9 protein-coding genes and 1 pseudogene are annotated in these 16,046 nt (G+C 75.0%); 1 reads left to right on the top strand and 9 read right to left on the bottom strand.

Annotated elements, in window-relative coordinates:
- Positions 1-94 precede the first annotated feature (94 nt).
- From ACF061_RS25330 to ACF061_RS25310, 5 genes are all read right to left on the bottom strand, one after another.
- Positions 95-1,114 (bottom strand): Ppx/GppA family phosphatase, encoded by a 1,020-nt coding sequence (locus ACF061_RS25330; protein ID WP_392269254.1) that lies wholly within the window; start codon positions 1,112-1,114, stop codon positions 95-97.
- A 147-nt stretch (positions 1,115-1,261) separates the two neighbouring features.
- Positions 1,262-4,078, bottom strand: a complete 2,817-nt coding sequence (locus ACF061_RS25325; protein ID WP_392269253.1) for an NHLP bacteriocin export ABC transporter permease/ATPase subunit — start codon at positions 4,076-4,078, stop codon at positions 1,262-1,264.
- Between the two features lies 1 nt (position 4,079).
- Positions 4,080-6,305: an NHLP family bacteriocin export ABC transporter peptidase/permease/ATPase subunit gene (locus ACF061_RS25320; protein WP_392269252.1), complete on the bottom strand. Its 2,226-nt coding sequence runs from the start codon at positions 6,303-6,305 to the stop codon at positions 4,080-4,082.
- On the bottom strand, positions 6,302-7,108 hold the full coding sequence (locus tag ACF061_RS25315) for an HlyD family efflux transporter periplasmic adaptor subunit (protein WP_392269251.1): 807 nt from the start codon (positions 7,106-7,108) through the stop codon (positions 6,302-6,304). Before ACF061_RS25315 ends, ACF061_RS25320 begins: the two co-directional genes overlap by 4 nt.
- Positions 7,109-7,204: 96 nt before the next feature.
- A complete protein-coding gene (locus tag ACF061_RS25310) occupies positions 7,205-7,420 on the bottom strand; it encodes a type A2 lantipeptide (protein WP_392269250.1) in 216 nt (71 codons plus the stop codon).
- Between the two features lie 946 nt (positions 7,421-8,366).
- On the opposite strand from ACF061_RS25310, the pseudogene ACF061_RS25305 reads away from it, so the two are divergent.
- Positions 8,367-8,993: pseudogene (locus ACF061_RS25305) on the top strand (LuxR C-terminal-related transcriptional regulator); the annotation flags it as partial.
- Here the strand turns inward: ACF061_RS25305 and ACF061_RS25300 are convergent.
- The 4 genes from ACF061_RS25300 to lanKC all read right to left on the bottom strand — a co-directional run bounded on the left by ACF061_RS25300 (position 8,919) and on the right by lanKC (position 15,849).
- Positions 8,919-10,901: an ATP-binding cassette domain-containing protein gene (locus ACF061_RS25300; protein WP_392269249.1), complete on the bottom strand. Its 1,983-nt coding sequence runs from the start codon at positions 10,899-10,901 to the stop codon at positions 8,919-8,921. The pseudogene ACF061_RS25305 and the gene ACF061_RS25300 sit on opposite strands and share 75 nt — an antisense overlap.
- Positions 10,898-12,943 (bottom strand): ABC transporter ATP-binding protein, encoded by a 2,046-nt coding sequence (locus tag ACF061_RS25295; protein WP_392269248.1) that lies wholly within the window; start codon positions 12,941-12,943, stop codon positions 10,898-10,900. Before ACF061_RS25295 ends, ACF061_RS25300 begins: the two co-directional genes overlap by 4 nt.
- Before the next feature lie 93 nt (positions 12,944-13,036).
- Positions 13,037-13,156, bottom strand: a complete 120-nt coding sequence (locus ACF061_RS25290) for a SapB/AmfS family lanthipeptide (RefSeq protein ID WP_392269247.1) — start codon at positions 13,154-13,156, stop codon at positions 13,037-13,039.
- A gap of 56 nt (positions 13,157-13,212) precedes the next feature.
- On the bottom strand, positions 13,213-15,849 hold the full coding sequence (lanKC, locus tag ACF061_RS25285) for a class III lanthionine synthetase LanKC (protein ID WP_392269246.1): 2,637 nt from the start codon (positions 15,847-15,849) through the stop codon (positions 13,213-13,215).
- Positions 15,850-16,046 lie beyond the last annotated feature (197 nt).

Here is a 16,046-nt window from a genome sequence, read left to right as displayed (position 1 = left end):
GCCTCTGTCTCCTTCTTGTCTTCCGGTTCGGATCCGTCTTCTTCCCGCTCCGGCGCGTCCGACGCGGCCCTTCCTCGCGTCCGGCTCCCGCGCCTCAGCGAGCCGCGGCCGCCACGCGCAGCGGCACCGGTTTCGGCACGGGTTGCGGGGGCGGAGTGTCCTCGCTCAGCCGTGAGACCTCCGCCCACCAGGACGGCCCGTCCTCGATGTGCCGCAGCAGCACGCCCTCGCGGATCGCCCAGGGGCACAGGGTGACCGTCCTCAGACCGGTCAGCTTCATCGCCGTGTGCCCGACCACCGCGCCGGCCAGGCTCTGCGCGGCGCGCGGCGCGGAGATGCCGGGCAGCCCGGCGCGCTCGGCGGCGGGCAGGGCGGCCAGCCGGTCGACCGCCCGGCGCAGCTGTCGGCGCTCCAGCTTCCGCTCCACCAAGGGCCCGTGCCGTCCGGGCGCGGCCCCGCACAGCCGCCCCAACTGCTGGAAGGTGCGGGAGGTGGCCACCGCCGTGCGCGGCCCCTCCCAGCGGATCCGGGCGGCCACGTCCCGCAGCTGGTGCCGGACGCCGCGCCGCAGCGCCCGCAGTTGCTCCGGGGAGGCCGGCCCCCCGTCCGGGAAGAACTCGTGCGTCAGCCGGCCGGCGCCGAGCGGCAGCGAGGCCGCGAAGTCGGGCAGGCGACCCCGTCCGAAGGCGACTTCCAGCGAGCCGCCGCCGATGTCGAACAGGGCCAGCGGTCCGGACCGCCAGCCCATCCAGCGCCGCGCCCCCAGGAAGGTGAGCTCGGCCTCGACCTCGCCGGGCAGCGTGCACAGCGCCACCCCGGTGCGCGCCCGGACGGCGCGCAGCACCTGGAGCCGGTTCGGGGCGGCGCGCACCACGGTGGTCGCGAAGGCCGAGGGGTCGGCCGCGCCCCACCGGGCCGCCGTCTCACTCGCCTCGCCGACCGCCCGGACCAGCCGTCCCACCGCCTCCTGAGGGATGTCCTGTCCGGGTCTGACCTGTTCCGACAGTCTCAGCCGCCACTTGGCGGTGTGCACCGGTAGCGGCACCCCGCCCACCGCGTCCGCGACCACCAGTCGAACCGTGTTCGACCCTACGTCCACCACGCTGATTCGCATGGCCCGGTGGGTACCCAGCCGCGCCTTCCCGTACGCCCTGCGCCGCGGGCAACGGCGCACGAAGGGCGTATGAACAGTGCGGGAAGTCTTGTTCCCACCGGCACGGGCCGGGCTCAGGCACCGCACCGGCACCGGCGTCGGCCGGGCTCAGGCGAGCTGCCGCCTGACCAGCTCGTGCAGCCGGCCGCCGGTGTCCGCGAGCAGTTCGGCGGGCGGGCCCTGCTGGGTGACCCGGCCGTCCTCCATCACGATGACGCGATCGGCGTCCAGCACCGTCGACAGGCGGTGCGCGATGACCACCCGGGTGGCGTTCAGCTTGCGGGTGCTGTCGATCACGATGCGCTGCGTGTCGTTGTCCAGGGCGCTGGTCGCCTCGTCGAAGAAGAGGATGCGCGGGCGCCGGACGAGGGCCTGGGCGATCATCAGGCGCTGCCGCTGCCCGCCCGAGACCGCGCCGCCGCCGGAGACGATGGTGTGCAGGCCCATCGGCATCCGCCTGATGTCCTCGGCCAGCCCCGCCAGCTCGGCCGCCGCCATCGCCTCCTCGGGCGAACACGGCTCCGTGCCCCGGATGACGTCCAGGATCGAGCCGGAGAACGGCTGGGCGTGCTGGAGCACCACCCCGCACTGCCGGCGCACCGCCGACTGGTCCAGCGCGGCGAGGTCCTGGCCGTCGTAGAGCACGCCGCCGGACAGCGGCCGCTCGAAGCCGATCAGCAGCCTCAGCAGCGTCGACTTGCCGCAGCCGCTGGGCCCGACGATCGCCACGAACTCGCCCGGCCGGACCTGGAACGACACGTCGTCCAGGACCAGCGGCCCGTCGTCGGCGTACCGGAACGACAGCCGCCGTGCCTCGATCGCCCCGGACAGCGGCCCCGGCCGGGTGCTCGCCGCGCGCACCTCGGGGACGGCGTCCAGCACCGGCCTGATCTCCTCCAGCAGCGGCAGCGCGGCCACCGCCGAGACGAAGGCGCCGGTGAGCTGGGTGACCGAGGTCAGGAGCATCGTCACCGAGGTGCTGAAGGTCAGGAAGGCCGCGGCCGACATCGAGCCGTGCGCCGGCCCGGCCAGCAGCATGAACATCAGCAGGGTGCACACCGGCAGGTACACCGCGCCCAGCACCGTGGTCAGGTTCTTGATCCGGCCCACCTTCTGCTGGAGCTCACGACTGCGCGCGAACCGGTCGGCCCAGGCGGCGTACGCGTAGTTCTCGGCCGCCGCCACCCGCAGCTTCGGCAGCCCGCGCAGGGTCTGGAACGCCTGGTTGTTCAGCTTGTTGGTGAGCACCACCAGCCGCCGCTGCCACCGCACCTGCCACAGCCCCAGCCCCAGGAACACGGCCGCGATCACGACGAGCATGCCGACCGCCGCCCAGGCCATCGCGGCGTCGTACCAGAACAGCAGCGCCAGGTTCATCGCCCCCACGGTCACCGACTGCGCCACGACCGGGCCGAGGCCGGCCAGCAGCCGGCGGATCGCGCTGACCCCCATCGCCGCGCTCGCCAGCTCCCCGGTGGAACGCTCGGTGAAGAACCGCGTCGGCAGCCGCAGCAGCCGGTCCCAGACGGCCGGCTGGAGGTTCGCCTCGACGCGGCCCTCCAGCCGCAGCACGGTCAGGTTCTCCAGCAGCATGAAGGCCGCCGCCACCACACTGCTGAGCAGCACCGCCAGACACACCTGCGCGATCGGCCCCTGCTGGGCCCGGGGCACGTACTGGCCGAGCACCCGGCCGGTCGCCACCGGCACCAGCGCCCCCACCGCGACCGTCACCAGCCCGCTGACCAGCAGATTCGCCAGGTCGCCCCGGGAGCCGCGCAGGCTGAACCGCACCAATCCCAGCGCACTGGGCCGGCGCTCGGGCAACGGCCGGTAGAACATCACCGCGCGCGGCTCGAACTCCCCGGCGTTCGCCTTCCCCACCGCTGTCTCCCGCCCGGTGGCCGGATGCACGGCGACGTAGCCGCCGCGCCGCCACAGCAACGCGACCGGCGCGCCCGACAGCGCCCGCCGGCCGACCAGCGGGCCGGCGTTCTCCCGCCACCAGCGGCCCTCCAGGCGAACGGCCCGGGTGCGCACCCGGGACGCCAGCGCCACCTGCTCCACCGGGTCCAGCCGGTCGCTCACTGTGCCGGACCGCGGCGCCGCGGCGAGCGTGATCCCGGCGGCGCGGGCGACCAGCTCGCAGGCGGCGTAGGTGGCGTCCGCGTCGGCGGCCGTGGCCGGCCTCGCGGAGGACCGGCCGATGGACGCCAGCAGCGTCCGGTCGGCCCGGGCCCGCACCGCCTCACCGGCCTTCATGCCGGCCGCCGCCCGGTTCTCGTGGGTGCGCTCCAGCTCCTCGATCCAGCGGTCCAGGGCCGTCAGCAGCCGGTACTGCTGGTCCACCACGGCCTGCCACACGGCGGGGTCCATCAGCAGGTCGGCGGCCGCCTCGGCGCCGTACAGCGCCCCGTACCGGACGCTGCCCGGCGGCACCTGCATCCAGAACACCTCGTCGTCGGCGGGCGCCGCGGGCCGCTCCTGGGCCATCGGCGCCTGGAACAGCACCGACAGGCCGCGGCCGACGCCGAGCGCGAGCGCGTACTCCAGGGGGCTGGTGGCCGGTGGCACGTACTGCGGGTTGCCGTACTCGTCGTAGGACCAGGTCTGGGTGTTCGCCGGCTGGTACAGCTCGCGCAGGCCGATGCGGCGGACCGCGCAGTCGCGCAGCGGGCGGGCCACCAGCGTGTGCCGCGGGCCCGGGGCCGGGCCCAGCAGCAGCGAGCCGGCCTCCAGCCGGCCCAGGTGGTGCCAGTGTCCCCGCTGCTCCGCGTCCACCGCGAACAGGTCCATCGCGCCGGCCGCGACCAGCCACAGCGACTGCGGTCCCGCCAGGTCGAGCCGGCCGAGGCCGGCGCAGTCGACCGGTGCGCCCAGGGAGCCGAGCGCGCCGAGGACCAGGTCGCCTTCCTGAACGGACGTCATCTCACCGCTCCCTGACCAGCGCCGCGTACGCGCCGCCGCGCGCGACCAGTTCCTCGTGCCGCCCGCGTTCGACCACCGCGCCGTGCTGGAGCACGACGATCTCGTCGCTGTCGCGCACGGTGGACAGCCGGTGGGCGATCACCACACAGGCGCAGCCGCGCCGCCGCAGGTTGTCCATGACGACCTGCTCGGTCTCGGCGTCCAGGGCGCTCGTCACCTCGTCCAGCACGAGGACGCTCGGGCGGCGCACCAACGCCCGCGCGATCTCCAGGCGTTGCCGCTGTCCGCCGGAGAAGTTCCGGCCGTCCTGCTCGACCCTGCTGTGGATGCCGCCGGGACGTCGGACGACGACGTCGTACAGGGCGGCGTCGCGCAGCGCCTCCACCACGGCGTCGTCCGGGATCGACGGGTCCCACAGGGCCACGTTGTCGCGGACCGTGCCCTCGAAGAGGAACACGTCCTGGTCGACGAAGGACACGGAGGAGGCCAGCGCGGCGCGCGGGATGTCCTCCAGCCGCTGCCCGTCGATGAGGATCACACCCTCCCAGGGCGCGTACAGTCCCGAGATCAGCCGCGAGACGGTCGACTTGCCGCTGCCGCTGCCCCCGACCAGCGCGACCTGCTGTCCCGGTCCCACGGTCAGGTCGAAGCCGGTCAGCAGCGGCCGGTCCAGCGGGCTGTAGCCGAAGCCGATGTTCCGCAGCTCGACGTGACCGTGCAGCCGGCGGGCGGAGTCACCGCCGCCGGGACGGGCGTAGAGCGGGTCGGTGCGGAAGTCCTCCACGTCCTTCAGGCGGGCCACGTCGGCCGCGAAGTCCTGGATGCGGCCCGCGACGCCGTTGAGCCGGGTCAGCGGGGCGGTGAACCGGGCCACCAGGGCCTGGAAGGCGACCAGCAGCCCGACCGACAGGTGGCCCTCGACGGCCCGCAGCCCGCCGATCCACAGGATCAGGGCGCTGTTGAGCGTGGCGAGCGTCGGAGCGACCACGCCCAGCCAGGCGCTCGGCACACCGAGCCGCTGCTGCTCCTCCAGCGTGGTGGCGTGCTGGCCGGCCCAGGTGCGGAAGTAGCCGTCCTCGCCGCCGGTCGCCTTCATCGTCTCGATCAACTGCAACCCGGTGTAGGCGGTGTTGGTCAGCCGTGCGGTGTCCGCCCGCAGCTTCGCCGTCCGGGTCGCGCGCAGCCGTACCACCACCCGCATCGCCACGATGTTGAGCAGCGCGACGCCGATGCCGACGAAGGTGAGCTGCGGGTCGTAGGTGTACAGCAGCACCGCGTAGAGCACCACGACCACCGCGTCCACGCCGGCCGCCGAAAGGTCGCGGGCGAGCGTCTCGGCGACCGCGTCGTTGGACTGCAGCCGCTGCACCAGGTCGGCCGGGCTGCGCTGGGCGAAGAACGTCACCGGCAGTCGCAGCAGATGGCGCAGGAAACGGGCGGCGGCGAGCGTGGAGGAGACGATCCGCCCGTGCAGCAGGTTGGTCTGCTGGAGCCAGGTCAGCGCGACGGTGAGCAGTACGCACGCGCCCATCGACGCGAACAGCACTCCCAGTAGCGAGGACTGGCCGCCTATCAGGTAGGTGTCGATGTAGGTGCGGCTGAGCGCGGGCACCGCGGCGCCCACCGCCACCAGCAGCAGGCTCGCCAGCACCGCCGTCGGCAGGGTGCCCGCGGTGCCGCGCAGCCGGGCGGGCAGGGCGCCGAGGACGCCCGGCCTGCGCCCGCCCCTGGTGAAGTCCTCGCCCGGCTCCAGCACCAGCACCACACCGGTGAAGCCGGCGTCGAAGTCCTCCATGGCGACGAAACGGCGGCCCTTGCCGGGGTCGTTGAGGTACACGCCGCGCCGGCCGAGGCGGCGTCCCACGCCGTCGTAGACGACGTAGTGGTTGAACTCCCAGAAGAGGATGGCCGGCGCCCGCACCTGGGCGAGGGCGGCGGTGTCCATCTGCATGCCCTTGGCCGTCAGGCCGTAACCGCGGGCGGCCTTGAGCAGGTTGCTCGCCCGCGAGCCGTCCCGGGAGACTCCGCAGGCGATGCGCAGTTCCTCCAGCGGGACATGGCGGCCGTAGTGGCCGAGCACCATGGCGAGCGAGGCGGCACCGCACTCCACGGCCTCCATCTGGAGGACCGTGGGCGTACGGACGGTCCGGGCGCGCCGCCCGGCGGCCGGGCGGCCCGGCGGCGCGGCACGCCGACGGCCGCGGCCCGTGCGGGTGGTGGTGGTCACGGCAGCAGCCAATCGAGGGGACGCCGGCCGGCCAGCCGGATCGAGGCGGAGGCCGACGTCATGGAGTCGAGGCGGAACGGCGGCCCGTCCGCGGAGGACCAGCGGTAACCGCTCCTGGTGGCGGCCGAGGCGTCGAGCCGCACGAGTACGGCGACGGGCCGGCCGTCACGGGTGAACTGCTCGCCCAGCCGGGTGTCGCCGAGGAAGGCGGCGATCCGCTGGGCCGACTGGGGGGCGTGGTCCACCGACTTCACCCGGCCGCGCAGCACCCCGTACCGCTGGGCCGGCGCGGAGGCGACGGACAGGTCCACGGCGGCGCCGACGGGCACGGCGGCGGCGTTCTGGGCGGGGACGTACACGGTCGCGTACAACGGGTCGGTGGTGTGGGCCACCTTCTCGACGGCGGCGACGTCCGCCCCGGTGGAGACGATCTGCCCCAGGGAGGCGGCGAGCGTGGTGACGCGCCCCGCGGCGACGGTGCGGACGACCGACTCGCCCCGCGGCGTACGGACCTTCAGCACCGGCGCGCCGGCGGGCAGCCGCTCGCCCTCCTCGGCGAGGACCGCGGTGACCTGGCCGGCGACCGGGCTCTGCAGGACGTAGCTGCCCTGTCCATGGGTCAGGACGGCCTGCGCGGTGACCGTGGAGGCCACGGAGCCGGTCACCGCCCACACCGTGGCGGCGGCCATGGCGACCAGCGTGACGGACAGGACGAGCCAGCCCCGGGGCCGGGCGAGGCGGACCGGGAGGTCGAGTTCCTCGGGCGACTGGAGCTTGGCGAGGGCCTGTTGGCGGAACTGCACGGAACTTCCCTCACCTGTGCGAGAGGCTTCTTCGGGACGTCCGAGAACCCCGGAACCGGTGCGCGGTTCCGGGGACTCGGCGGCAACGCGGTGCGCTCAGAGACCGGCGACCAGGTTGGTGACCGGGGCGGTGTTCAGGCCGGTCACACCCTCGACGGTGCCGATGGCCGTGTCGACCAGGCCGGTCACCGGGGCGACGCCGTCCACCACACCGGCGACGGTGCCGAGAGCGTTCACGGACAGACCGCCGGAGACGTTGTCGAGCTCGGCGTCGGAGATCTCGACGGTCTCGACCTGGGGGGTGGAGTTCATGCTGGAACTTCCCTTCGTATGGGGTTTCACAAGGGGGAGCGGCCCCCTCTGGGGACAGGCGGACAGCCGCCGCCACGGGCGCCGGACGCTGTCTTCCCAGGCGGCCGGCGGGCCCCGCGGTGCGATGGATCAAAGCACGGCGCATCCCGCCGCTTCCACTCGTCCAGGGCCCTCACCAGCACAGTTGCCCTGCCACGGGGCTCTTTGGTGGATGTGCGGCCACGAGTTGTCGGCCACTTCTTCACATGCCCCACGGCATCGGCCCGGCCGCGCCCTTGCCGTCACGGCGGCGAATCCGGCAGACCGCGCCTAAAGACCGGTGCCGGGGTGCGCGGTTGTGCAGATCCGCCCCGCACGGTGACCTCGCTGGGCACGCGCTGTGCAGATTCCCTGAAGCGGGGATTCCGCTCTCCGTCGGCGCCAGGTCGTCGACGCGTAGTCACCGGTCGACCCCAGGGCGTGTCCGTTCGGATCCGGCCTGGTGCGGGGCGAGCCGGCGGACCCGGTCGAGCGCCCCCCCGCGGTCGCGCGCACCGCCCGCCGGCCGGGCGCGTTCCCGGCCCTACACCGGACGACGGCGCGCGCCCCGCCCCGGGATGTCGGGAACCGGGTCACGAGGCCCGCGCCCTGTGCGGCGGTTTCGGCCGCCGGGGGCGGCGCCGCGGGGGCCGGACGGACAGGGGGACCGCGGTGATCCGTCCACGGCGGCGGGCCGGCGTCTCCTCCTCGCCCTCGACCCGGCTCCGCCCCGCTCGCGCACCGCCCGGGTGACCGGGATCGAGGCGCTCGGCCCAGTGGCCCGGCCGAGTACGGGAAGAGTGAGGACCGCGGCCGGGTGTGCGACGGGGCGAAGGAGGCGCCGTACCCCGACGGCCGTTCTCCATGCCCCTGTATTCGGAGCGCGTGGCGGCGGGCGGGCGCTGCGTGTGCGCCCCCGCGCACCCCGATGGCCGGTTCTGCGCGCCCGGTGACGGTCCACGCCGCCAAGAATTGGGCACGCGCTCAACCACCATCCACAGCAGGCGCAAGGCGAGTCGAAGGGGCGGCAGTGATCCGGGTGCTTCTGGTGAACGACGCGTGTCTGGTCAGATCTGTCATGGCGGAGTGGCTGCGCCGGGAGGCCGACTTGGAGGTGTACGACACGCCGTGGCGCAAGGCGTCCGGCCATGTGCGGTCCGTCCGGCCGGACGTGTGCGCCGCAGACCTCGACCACACCGACGCCTACGGGCTCGCGCCGCTCGGCGAACTGTGTCCGCGCGGCGCCGGCGTCCGGTCGCCGCGCCTGCTCGTGCTGACCACCGCGGACCGCCCAGGCCTGTTACGCCGGGCCATCGAGGCGGGGACGCTCGGCTACGTCGACAAGAAGGGGTCACCGGAACGGCTGGTGCGCGGCATTCGGCGAGTCGCCGCGGGGGAGCGATTCGTCGACGACTCACTGGGCTTCGGCTTCCTCAAGGCCGCCGAGATGCCGCTCACCCGGCGGGAGCTGAGCGTGCTGTCACTGGCCGCCGAGGGCGCCTCCGTCGCCGAGATCGCGGGCAGCCTGCACCTGTCCCACGGGACCGTGCGCAACTACATGGCGGCCATCACCCGCAAGACCGGGGCCCGCAACCGCATCGACGCGATAAGAATCTCCCAGGGGGAGGGGTGGCTGTGACCCCGGCGGCGCCCAGCCGGACACCAGATCGCGGTAGAGGCAGGAGCGCGACAGCAGCTCCTCGTGCGTTCCGTACGCGGTGTCCCGCCCGTCCATGACCAGGATCCGGTCCGCGCGCCGCGCCGAACTCACGCGGTGCGCCACGACCACCAGGGTGCCGCCCGGCCGGGTGGCGAAGGCGCGCTCCGCTCGGGCCTCGGAGTCCGGGTCCAGGTGGCAGGTCGCCTCGTCCAGCAGGGCGAGCGGTGCGTGCGACAGATAGGCCCGGGTCAGCGCGATGAGCTGGCGTTCGCCGGCCGACAGCGTCGAGGGGTCCACCGGTGCGTCGGGCCCGCCGAGCCGGCGCAGCAGCTCGGTCAGCCCGACCGCCTCGGCGGCGGCCAGCAGCTCGGCCTCCGGCACGGGGTCGGGGCGGTGGTGCGCCAGGTTCTCGGCGAGGGTGCCGGTGTGGACGTACGCCTCCTGCGGGATGAGTACCCGCCGCGCGGCCGCCTCGTCCCCCGGCACCGGAGCGCCGCACACCCGGATCCCGCCGCTCGCCGGTTCCAGCAGTCCGGCCACGAGCGCTGTGAGCGTCGACTTGCCGATGCCGCTGGGCCCGACGACCGCCAGGTGCCCGCCGTGCGGCACGACCAGGTCGAGGTCGCGCAGCACGGGCGCGCTGTGCGGGCCGTAGGCGAAGGTGACGCGGGAGAGGGCGAGGGCGGGCTCCGCCGCCCGGGTCCGGGCCGGGCCCGGCGGGGTGACCGCGCGGTGGGCGCTCGACGCCCCGGCCGCCCCGGCAGCTCCGGCAGCTCCGGCAGCCCCGGCCGGGGCGCCGTCCGGTCGGTCCGCCGGGAGCAGGCGGCGCAGGACCACCGTGAGGCGGGCGCCGCTGGTGCCCAGACCGTGGATCAGGTTCTGCAGGGCGGGCAGCAGGGACTGGGTGACGTAGGCGAGGGCGCCGACCAGGGCGCCCGGGGTGACGTCGTGGGCGAGCAGCCAGGGCGCGGTGGCCAGCAGCAGGACGACCGGCAGGTGACCGCCCAGCGCGAGGGCCGCCACCCGTGCCACGCCCCACCGGGCCAGCGCGCCCGCCGCCCTGCGCTCCGCGTCCACCGACTCCTCGACGCCCGCCGCGACGCGCTCCTCCGCGCCGAGGGCCGTGACGTCCCGCAGCCCCGGGCAGATCGTCGCCAGCCCTTCGGCCAGCGCCTCGTCGGCGACGAGGTACGCCTCCTGACGGCGGGCCAGCGGCGGCAGCGTCGCCGCGAACACGGCGACCCCGGCGACCAGCGGCGGCACGACCACGAGCAGGAGCAGCGGCGCCAGCGAGAACAGGCCGACGAGGGCGCCGGCCGCGGCGACCAGGAAGGACCGGGAGACCAGGACCAGCCCGGCCAGGGTGTCCCGCGCGATCTCCACCTGCTGGGTCAGCCGGGACAGCGCCCCGCCGTCCGCGTCCCGCACGCCCTGCGCGGCGACCCGCCTCACCAGCCGGTCCCGGACCGGCTCGACCAGCGCGGCGACCACCCCGTAGACCCGGCCGGTCCCGTACGCGCCGACCACGACACCGAGCCCGGCCACCGCCAGCCAGGCGAGCCCGACCCCCGCCCGCCCCGCCAGGAACCCCGAGTCCAGGGCGCGCGCCAACGCGTAGCCGAGCAGGAACGTCTGCCCGGTCTCCAGCAGCGACCAGCCGCCCAGCCGGCCGAGCACCCGCCACCGGGCCCGCAGGAAGCGCAGGCCACGCCGGGCGCCGGCCCACCGGCCTCCCGGGCCGCCCTCAGGCGGTCCGGCCGGGACGCCGGCGCCGCGCTCCCGCACCACGGACTCCTTCCTCACGGCCGAACTCCCTCCACACGGTCCGCCGCGCCGGCGGCCGGGCCTTCGCCCCCGGCAGTCGGGGCTCCGCCCCCGGTCGTCGTTGTTCCGCTTCTGTCCTCGGTGGTCGGGGTTGCGCCCGCGGTCGCCGCCGCTCCGCCGCCGCCCCCGGCAGTCGAGGATCCGTCACCGGCCTCCCCGGAGTCGTTCCCGGCTGCCCCGTACTCCCCGTACTCCCCGAACACCTGCCGGTACCCGGCCTGTCGCCACAGCTGCGCGTGCGGTCCGACCGCGCGCACCCGTCCGCCGTCCAGCCAGGCCACCGTGTCGGCCCGGGCCGCCGTCGCGGCGCGGTGGGCGACGACGATCCGGGTGGTGGGGGAGCCGCCCCCGGTCAGGGCGTCGGCGATGTGCCGTTCGGTGACCGCGTCCAGGCTGGAGAGGGCGTCGTCGAGGACGAGCAGCCGGCCGTCGTGGGCGAAGGCGCGGGCGAGGCCGAGCCGCTGGTACTCGCCGCCGGAGAGGGGCGCGTCGGCCAGGGCCGTGCCGTAGCCGTCGGGCAGGCGGCGGACGAAGGAGTCCGCGCGGGCGGTGCGGGCCGCCTGCCGGATCCGGCCGGGTCCGGGCGTCCGCACCCCGAGGCCGATCGCGTCCGCCACGCTCGGGCCGAGCAGCACGGGCCGTTCGAAGGCGTAGCCCACGGCGCTCCGCAGTTGGTCGTGGGTCAGTTCGGGCAGCGGCACGCCGTCGAGCAGCACCTGCCCGCCGTCCGGGTCGGCCAGCCGCCCGGCCATCGCGGCCAGCAGCGACTTGCCCGAGCCGGACCTGCCGACCACCGCGAGTGTCGTGCCGCCGGGCACGGTGAGATCGACGCCGTCCAGCACCGTACGGCCGCCGCGCCGAGCGCTCACCCCGCGCAGCTCCAGCCGGCCGGGCCCCGGGGGCAGCGGGCGGCTGCCGTGGTCCGGCGCGGGCTCGGCGAGGATCTCGCCGAGGCGTCCGGCCGCCGCCCGGGCCCGTACCAGTGCCGAGAGCTGCCCGACCAGCACGCCGACGCCGGTCGCGAGGACCGCGTACCGGGAGGCGGCCAGCACCTCGCCCACCGTCACTCGGTGCCGGGCCAGCAGCAGCCCGGCCACGGCGACGACGCCCAGGTGCAGCAGCGGGGCCACGGCGACCGCCCGCGCGGCGGCCCGTCCCTGCGCCCGCCACATCAGCCGTCCGGCCCGGGACAGTTCGGGCAGCGGCCGCAGCACCCGGGCCGTCTCCCGGTCGGCGGTGCCGGCCGCCCGGATCGTGCGGGCGCCGCCGACGGCTTCCGCGAGCCCCGCCGCGATCCGGCCCTGCACCTGCTGATAGTCCGCCACGCACGCCGAGGAGTCGCGGGCGAAGGCGCGCAGCAGCAGCGCGAGGACCGGCGCACCGGCCAGGAACACCACGGCGAGCCACGGATCGATGAGGCCGAGCGCCACCACCCCGCCGACCGGGCCGACCAGGGCCGAGACCGTGGCGGCCAGCGCGGCGGGCGCCGTCCCGGCCTGGGCGGCGCTGCCGACGAGCCGGGCGACCAGCTCACCCGGACCGAAACGGGCGGTGGCGCGCGGGCCGAGGGCGAGCACGTGCCCGGTCAGCCGTCGGCGCAGCCACGCGGTGGCCCGTGCGTTGGTCGTGCCGTCGAGCACGGCCTCGGCCATGTCCAGCAGCGCGATCAGCAGCAGGAGCGCGCTGGAGCAGAGCACCCAGCGGTCGGCCGGTGCGCGGGTGAGCAGCAGGTCGAGGGTGCGGCCCAGCGCGGCGGGCAGCAGCAGTCCGGCCCCGGTCGCCGCGGCGCTCACCAGGCACAGGGCGGCGCACCGGGCCCCGCTGTGCCGGACGGCCGAGCCGAGTAGGCCGCGGTCCGCCGCCGGTCCGGTGCGGGCGGCGGCCTGCTCGGCTCGGCCGTCCACCGTCCCGCGGCCGTCCACCGTCCCGCGGCCGTCCACCGTCCCGCGGTCGGGCGTCGGCCCGGGGCCGGCCGTCGTCTCTCGGCCGGGTGTCGTGCCGCGGCCGGGCCTGGTCGTCATACGGCTGTGCCTCGCATCCTTCACGCGAAAGGGGCTCCGGGCGGCCCTCCTTCAGGGGGAGGACCGCCCGGAGCCGTCGAGTCACGACGTACGTCAGAGGCAGAGCAGAACGCTCGTGGCGCTGACACACGACAGCAGGCTGACCGTGCTGGCGCCGCCGCCACCGCCGTTGAGCTCGTCGGACTCCATCGTCTGCAGGTCGAGCAGGGCCATTTCGATTCCCTTCGGTAGACGTCCCTTGAATACCCTTGCTGGGGACGGGGGTTGTGTCACGACTCCGTCAGGTCGCGGAGCCGCGTCTGTGAGGGCCGCCCGAGTGGCGGCAGGAACGGCAGCCGGGCGTCGGACTCGCCGTCGAGCGCCGCCGCCAGAGCGAGCAGGCACCCGGCCGTTCCGGTGGTGAGGTCCATGGACAGCCGCATCATCTGGTGGCCGGGGAAAGCCAGTTGGCCCTCGTACGACATCGCGTACCAGCCCAGGGCGGCGACCTGTTCGGCGAGCCGCCGAGGTGTGGCGCCCGGCGTGGTGGTGCGGCTGAGGTGCAGGATCATTCCGGCGCGGCCCTGGAAGAGGCCGGGCTGGGCGTAGAAGCGGGAGGAGGCGGCGGTCAGGATGCCGGCGCGGGCCGCCTCGAACTCCTCGTCGGGCGTGTGCGCGAGGTAGTCGTCCAGGACCATGCCGATGCCGACGCTGCCGTCACCCAGGTACGGCAGGGTCCGCCAGCCCTCGTCCACCTCCAGGCCGTCGCCGTTCTTCTGCCGGACGCACTGTCCCAGGTCCCGGCGGAGTGCGACGGCCGCCGCGTCCAGCCACTCGCGCTCGCCGGTCCACTCGTACTGCCGCAGCAGGAACAGCGCGGGCCCGCTGGCGCCCCGCAGCAGCCCGGCCCGTTGCCGGGGGGTGTCCGGGACGGGTTCGGCGAGCCGGTCGGCGAGGATGCGCGCGGTCTCGGCGGCCCGTTCGCGAAGTTCCGGCTCGCCCGTCGCCCGGGCAAGGTCGCCGAGGACCAGGCCCAGCCCGGCCAGCCCGCCGCGCAGGTCGGAGGAGAGCTTCTGCCACCGCTCCTTCAGGATGCCGTCGACCAGGTCGAGGGCGCGCTGCCGGTGGCCGAGGCGGTCGAGGACGTGGGCGACGCCCGCGAGACCGTCGTACAGACCGAACGGCGTGCCCGCCGGGGGTGGTGCGGTGCGGGCGAGGAGCCAGCGCTCGCCCTCCTCGTACCGTTCCGCGCCGCACTCGGCCAGCGCGTGCAGCACGCCGGCCGCGCCGTGCGCCAGGCCGAGCCCGCCGCCGTCGGAGAACTGCGCGATGTCCCCGGGGAAGAGCCGGTCGGTGCGCTCCGGGGTGGCCGAGGCGAGGATCGCCTTGACCATGGAGTCGCGGCTGTAGGGCCAGTCGGCCGGGTCGACGAGCGAGGTGGCGCCGACCGTGCGCGGGCCGGTCCCGTCCCGCGCGCCGGAGCCGGTGTCGCGGGTGATCTCCGTAACCGCCTCGTCCAGGAATTCCCGCGGTACGTCGGGGAACTGCCGCGCGATGACCTCCGCCAGGTGGGCGGCCTTGCCGCGGTCGACCACGAACAGTGTGGTGACCGGCAGGAACAGGGCGAGCCGGAGGCACGCCAGCGCGTAGCGGTCCACGTCGGGGCCGGTGCGGTCCGGCGGCGCGAAGAAGCCCGGGTGGGCGACCACCTGCCGGCCCCCCTCCGAGGCCGGCGCCGCCGCCTCGAAGTCGAGGAGGGAGACCGACTCGCCGTCGGGTCCGACCATGATGTTGAACACGTGCAGGTCGTTGAAGACGATCCCGCGTTCGTGCACCGCCTCCACCGCCCGCTCCACCGCCCGGTGGACGCGCAGCGCCCACGCGGTGTACTCGGCCACGGCCCCGGGATCGGGGTCCGGGGTGAGCAGCGGATGCCGTTCGCCGAAGTAGGAGTTGAGCGGCCTGCCCTCGAGGAAGTCCATGACCAGGAAGCGGTGGTCGCCGAGGGTGAACCAGTCGCGCACCTCGGGCACCACGCCGGTCCCGGCCACCTGCTCCAGGGCGGCCTTCTCCCGCTCCAGCCGGGTGACCGCGTCGGCGCCGTCGGCGGCCAGGCCCGCGTGCGGCCGGCCCTCCTTGAGGACCACCCGGCGTCCGTCGCGGGTGTCGGTGCCCGCGTACACCCCGCCGCCGTTGGAGAAGTGCAGCGCCTTCTCGATGCGGTACGGCAGCTCCCCGACCGTCGTGGTGTTGCGCGCCGCCAGGTGCGGCTGGAGGAAGGACGGCAGCGTCACCCACTCCGGGACCTGGAAGGACGGCGCCCGCCGGTCCGGCACCAGCCGCCCCTCGCCGTCGCGCACCGCCGGCACCAGCGAGCCGCGGTCGTCGACGACGAAGACCCGGGCGAACGCGCCGTAGCGGACGTACAGCGGTCCGTCGCCCCAGCGCAGATCGGTCAGGATGTACGGCCCCTCGAAGCCCTCGAGGAGCGCGCCGAGCTCGCGCAGCACCTCGTGCAGCCGGTCCTCGTCGGCCGGGTAGATCGTCACGAACTTGCCGCTGGTGTCGCGCCCCGCGTACTTGGTGTTGCGCAGGTGCAGCAGGTGCGGTCCGGGAACGAACTTGAACGGGATGCGGCGCGGTACGCAGTAGTCCCACACGATCGAGGCGACCTGCTCGGCGTTGGCACGGGTGGCCGAGGCATGGATCTTCCATCCCTGCGCAGGGCCGGACTGCGGCCGGCCGTCGGGGTCCAGCGGCGTGAGGGTCAGCCAGTCGCCGATCCGAGCCGCGTACCACCCCTCGGGCACCGCGCGCCGGGCCGTCTCGTACAGCGGCGTGGCGGGCCGACCCTCCTCGGACAGCCGGTCCGGCGTCTCGTAGAAGTGCGGATCGGCGAGCGCGTACACCTCGTAGCGCTGGTCCATGTCCGTTCCCCTCCCTGGTCGGCAATGAGCTTTCCAGCCGGGCGGTGGCCGCTGACAGTCACACCTGTCACCAGACCGTCGTGCGTAACGCATACGTCAAGATCTGTTCGAAATATCGAGGCCGAACCCGTTCGAAAAAATGTGTTCGACATATTTCGAGCGCAATGTCGGGCGGCATGCCGCACCTGGACCCACGC

It is taken from the genome of Streptomyces sp. NPDC015220 (assembly GCF_043079345.1).
GTDB lineage: Bacteria > Actinomycetota > Actinomycetes > Streptomycetales > Streptomycetaceae > Streptomyces.
The sequence above is the reverse complement of the archived record's forward strand: the minus strand, read 5'-3'. Positions and strand labels throughout refer to the sequence as shown.

Coding starts and splice junctions, on each gene's coding strand:
- lanKC (WP_392269246.1), bottom strand. CDS start 15,849: ATGGACCAGCGCTACGAGGTGTACGCGCTCGCCGATCCGCACTTCTAC.
- ACF061_RS25295 (WP_392269248.1), bottom strand. CDS start 12,943: ATGACGACCAGGCCCGGCCGCGGCACGACACCCGGCCGAGAGACGACG.
- ACF061_RS25310 (WP_392269250.1), bottom strand. CDS start 7,420: ATGAACTCCACCCCCCAGGTCGAGACCGTCGAGATCTCCGACGCCGAG.
- ACF061_RS25290 (WP_392269247.1), bottom strand. CDS start 13,156: ATGGCCCTGCTCGACCTGCAGACGATGGAGTCCGACGAGCTCAACGGC.
- ACF061_RS25330 (WP_392269254.1), bottom strand. CDS start 1,114: ATGCGAATCAGCGTGGTGGACGTAGGGTCGAACACGGTTCGACTGGTG.
- ACF061_RS25325 (WP_392269253.1), bottom strand. CDS start 4,078: ATGACGTCCGTTCAGGAAGGCGACCTGGTCCTCGGCGCGCTCGGCTCC.